The 4,393-nt window shown below is 57.8% G+C and carries 4 protein-coding genes; all 4 read left to right on the top strand.

Annotation, left to right across the window (positions count from 1 at the left end; all coding sequences use genetic code 11):
* Positions 1 to 198 precede the first annotated feature (198 nt).
* Positions 199 to 717, top strand: a complete 519-nt coding sequence (gene aroK, locus LG31_RS0107470) for a shikimate kinase AroK (RefSeq protein WP_033113859.1) — start codon at positions 199 to 201, stop codon at positions 715 to 717.
* Positions 718 to 731: 14 nt separating this feature from the next.
* The gene (gene aroB / locus LG31_RS0107465; RefSeq protein WP_033113858.1) at positions 732 to 1,811 is read left to right on the top strand and encodes a 3-dehydroquinate synthase; all 1,080 of its coding nucleotides are present in this window, start codon (positions 732 to 734) and stop codon (positions 1,809 to 1,811) included.
* Positions 1,804 to 3,378, top strand: coding sequence for an SPOR domain-containing protein (locus tag LG31_RS0107460; protein WP_033113857.1), 1,575 nt, complete (start codon positions 1,804 to 1,806; stop codon positions 3,376 to 3,378). Before aroB ends, LG31_RS0107460 begins: the two co-directional genes overlap by 8 nt.
* A 70-nt stretch (positions 3,379 to 3,448) precedes the next feature.
* Positions 3,449 to 4,321: a Dam family site-specific DNA-(adenine-N6)-methyltransferase gene (locus tag LG31_RS0107455; protein WP_033113856.1), complete on the top strand. Its 873-nt coding sequence runs from the start codon at positions 3,449 to 3,451 to the stop codon at positions 4,319 to 4,321.
* The last annotated feature ends 72 nt before the right edge of the window (positions 4,322 to 4,393 follow it).

Raw genomic sequence — 4,393 nt, 5'->3', positions numbered from 1 at the left:
TTTTTGAATGCTTTACATGTGAGGGTAAAACACATATAACCTTACGCCCCGACAAGGCTGGGGCGTAAGGGCTGCGGTTGCCAGTCCCGATTTCTATTGAGATAATCCCCCACCTGATCCATCGCAAGATAAGGTTCACAGGTACCCCGATCCAGTATTTATCGGGGTCGTACAGTTTGTAATTACTAACGAAAAGACATGGCTGAGAAACGCAATATTTTCCTGATAGGTCCCATGGGTGCGGGCAAGAGCACCATAGGTAGACATCTGGCAGAACAACTGCACATGGAGTTTTTCGACTCAGATCATGAGATTGAGCGCCGCAGTGGTGCTGATATCAGCTGGGTGTTCGATGTTGAAGGCGAAGAGGGTTTTCGGATCCGCGAAGAGAAGGTGATCGGCGAGCTGTCCGAACAGCAGGGTATCGTGCTGGCGACCGGTGGCGGTGCCATCAAGAGTCGCGAAACTCGCAATAAACTTTCTGCTCGTGGCATCGTGGTCTACCTCGAAACCACCATTGAAAAGCAGCTGGCGCGTACACAACGCGACAAGCGTCGCCCTCTGCTGCAGACCGAAGAGCCAGCTCGTGAAGTGCTTGAGCGTCTGGCACAAGAGCGTAATGCCCTGTATGAAGAGGTTGCCGATTTTGTGGTGCATACCGATGAGCAGAGTGCAAAAGTGGTTGCCAATCAAATCGTCAAGCTGATCGGTATGTAAACAAGAGGACGTCCATGGAACGGTTGAAGGTTGAATTGGGTGAACGCAGCTATCCCATCGAGATAGCTGCAGGCTTGTTGCAGCGTGCTGATGTGCTGACATCGGCTATCAAGGGCAAGCGGGTAATGATAGTGACCAACACGGTCGTTGCCCCGCTCTATCTTGAGCTGGTTACCTCCCGACTTTCCGGTTTTCAGGTCGAGCACCTGATCCTGCCGGATGGCGAGGCCCACAAGAACCTGGCAACCTTCGAGCAGATCATGTCTGCTCTGCTTGAAACCAGCCATGGCCGTGACTCTACGTTGATCGCCCTGGGGGGCGGTGTGATAGGGGATGTGGTGGGCTTTGCGGCAGCAAGCTATCAACGTGGCATTCCTTTTATCCAGATCCCGACCACCCTGCTCTCCCAGGTTGACTCCTCTGTGGGCGGTAAGACCGCTGTCAACCACCCGCTCGGCAAGAACATGATTGGGGCTTTTTATCAGCCCAAACAAGTTGTAATCGATACCGAATGTTTGAGTACCTTGCCTGCCCGCGAATTTGCCGCAGGGATGGCCGAGGTAATCAAGTACGGCATCATTTGGGATGCTGATTTCTTCAGCTGGCTGGAGCAGAACATGGTTCTGCTGCAACAGCTTGATCCTGCGGCTTTGGCCTACGCCATCAAGCGCTGCTGCCAGATCAAGGCGGATGTGGTCGGTCAGGACGAGACCGAGCATGGCGTACGAGCACTGCTCAATCTGGGCCACACCTTTGGTCATGCGATCGAAGCGGAACAGGGCTACGGCAACTGGCTGCACGGTGAAGCGGTGGCGGCAGGTATTATGCTGGCGGCTTGGACGGCTCAGGCCCGTGGCGAGATGACCGAGCAGGAGGTTGCTCGCGTTCGCGCTCTGATGCTGGCGGCAAACTTGCCGATCAAGGCGCCGGCCGAGATGGATTTTGCCGCTTTTATTCGCCATATGCGTCGTGACAAGAAGGTACTGGAAGGCAAGCTGCGTCTGGTTTTGCCGGTCGGTATCGGTCACGCACAGGTGGTTGCCGATGTCTCCGATGCAGAGTTGTTGGCGGTGATCGAGTCAGGTCGTGAGTAAACTCCTTCAATTTCCTTCCCAGCGGCAGCTGGTTGACCGGCTGCTGCATCTGATTGAATTCAATCATCCTTTTATCTTTCTCTCCGGCAAGCCCGGTAGCGGTCGCGGCACGCTCTGCGAGTCATTGCTCGGCAAACTGCCGGAAAAAGTGCGCGTCGTCAGCCTGATCGGCACCCCGGCCATGAAGATGGTGGATGTGCGTCAGTTGCTGCTGCCTCAAGTGGTGGCGCGCCCGCTGTTCAACCCGCAGGATGCACTGGCTGACAGCTTCTTTCGCATGCTGGAGGGGAGCAAACCTGCCACCCTGTTGCTGATGATCGAGCGGGCAGATGAGCTGCCTGCCGAGCTGCTGGGTGAACTGTGGGCCATCAGCCGCCACAACGATACGCTGGCGGCCCCGCACCGCTTGGCCATCATCGTCTCCGGGAGTGATCACTGGTGTCGCAGCCAGCGGCCTCTGCTCAAAGGGCGAGCCATGCCGGCGCTGGAGCTGGAGGTGCCGCCACTGAGCCCACCCGAGCAACGCATCTTCTTGTATGAAAAGGCCAAAGAGCTCAAGATCCCGACGACCCTCTTGCCCAAGGTCAAAGTGGAAGAGATCCTGACTACGGCGAATGGACATCCGTCCACCATCATGCAGTTACTGGAGGATATCATGACCGACAGAAGGCCCAAGAAGCGCCAGGCCGAGTTGCCCGTCAAGAAGATTGCCACCGTCATCGCGGTGGTGGCTGGCGGTCTGCTGGCGATGAGCTATCTGCTGCCTGCGCTGTTTAGCAGCGACAGCAAACCTGCCATGCAAGACCCGGCTCAGACAACCCCCTTGCCCATCCCTGTTTCAGGCGGCGATCCCCTGACCGTTGGCGGTGGCGATAGCAGCCAGCAGGCTGCACAGGGTAATGGCAGCGGCGATGCTAGCAGTGCTACTGGTGTTGTGAAGGATTGGCAGCCGGAGGCCAAGGTGCTGCCCAAGTCGGTCGACAGCGATACCGTCACGACCGAATCTACCAACTACGAGGGGCGCCGGGTGGTGATCTCCGACGAGGTGGTGCAAAAGCTGATGAGCGAGCCCAAGGTGAGCGGTGCATTGCCGACCGATGTGGTTGACGAGCTGACCGGCAAAGGCCAGACGGTGACGAGTGGTGCTGCCACGACTGCCACGACCACCGCAAAGGCTGCGACCAGTGCGCCGGTTACCGCAGCGAGCAAAGCCGCTACGCCTGCGGTAACCACCCGCAGCGAACCGGCCGCCGCGCCAGCGCCCAAGGTGGAGCTCACGCCCGTGGCGACTCTCACTAAGAAGCCGCGCAACCACTACAGCATCCAGTTGATGGGGGCGAGCAACACCAAAGCGGTGGATCAGTTTGTTGCCGAGCATGGTTTGGCGGGCAAGGTGTGGGTCTACCAGACCAAGTTCCGCGGTAGCCCCTGGTATGTGGTTCTGCAGGGGGATTACGCCGGTCTGAGCCAGGCCAAAAGCGCCATTCGCAAACTCTCCCCCGAGCTGCTGAAAGGACAGCCCTGGCCCAAGTCGTTTGCACAGGTACAAAAAGAGCTGAAGCAATAGCCTTGATACCGGATAAGGGGGTAGAATCGACCCCCTTTTTGGGTCTTGCCTTCTTACACACCGGATTTCCATGAAAAAAACACGCGCTTTTTTAAAATGGGCCGGGGGAAAATACTCCCTGGTTGAAGAGATCGCCGAGCGTTTGCCAGCCGGGCGTGTGTTGCTGGAGCCTTTCGTCGGGGCCGGTTCTGTCTTCCTCAATACCGACTACGACGCCTATGTGCTCAATGACATCAATCCGGATCTGATCGCCCTCTATAACCATCTCAAAGAGACACCGGATCACTTCATCGACGAAGCGCGCAAGCTGTTTGTGGCCGAGCATAACCACAAGGCTGCCTACTACCGGCTGCGTACCCAGTTCAACCAGACCGATACCAGCTTCGAGCGCTCCCTGCTGTTCCTCTTCCTCAACCGCCACGGTTTTAATGGCCTGTGCCGTTACAACAAGAAGGGGGGCTTCAACGTCCCGTTTGGTTCCTACAAAAAGCCCTACTTCCCGGAGAAGGAGCTATGGGCCTTTGCCGAGAAGGCGCAGAAAGCGACCTTTATCTGCGAAAGCTACGCCGATGCCATCAAGCGGGCCGAAGAGGATTGGGTTATCTACTGCGATCCTCCCTATGCGCCGCTCTCGACCACGGCGAGCTTCACCACCTATGCAGCCGGCGGCTTTACTCTGGACGATCAGGCGGTACTTGCCCGTCTGGCGCGTCACACCGCGGCCCATAAGGGCGTGCCGGTACTGATCAGCAATCACGACATCGAACTGACCCGCGAGCTCTATCGCGGCGCCCGTCTCGACGAGATCCTGGTCAAGCGCACCATCAGCCGCAACGGTGGCACCCGCAACAAGGTGGCCGAGTTGCTGGCGCTCTATCCGCCCGGGATCGAACCGGAGCAGGGCTACTACCCCAGCGACAGCGAGCTGCTGCCGCTGAGCTAGCAACAAGACGGCACCTTCGGGGGCCGTTTTTGTTTGGCGAGCCGACCTGAATCGGAACAGGGGAGGGGATTG

The sequence above is a fragment of the Aeromonas lacus genome, assembly GCF_000764665.1.
Lineage (GTDB): Bacteria > Pseudomonadota > Gammaproteobacteria > Enterobacterales > Aeromonadaceae > Aeromonas > Aeromonas lacus.
The sequence above is the reverse complement of the archived record's forward strand: the minus strand, read 5'-3'. Positions and strand labels throughout refer to the sequence as shown.

What these genes read in the sequence shown, in the direction of transcription:
- aroK (WP_033113859.1), top strand. Translation starts at nt 199, where the DNA reads ATGGCTGAGAAACGCAATATTTTCCTGATAGGTCCCATGGGTGCGGGC.
- aroB (WP_033113858.1), top strand. Translation starts at nt 732, where the DNA reads ATGGAACGGTTGAAGGTTGAATTGGGTGAACGCAGCTATCCCATCGAG.
- LG31_RS0107455 (WP_033113856.1), top strand. Translation starts at nt 3,449, where the DNA reads ATGAAAAAAACACGCGCTTTTTTAAAATGGGCCGGGGGAAAATACTCC.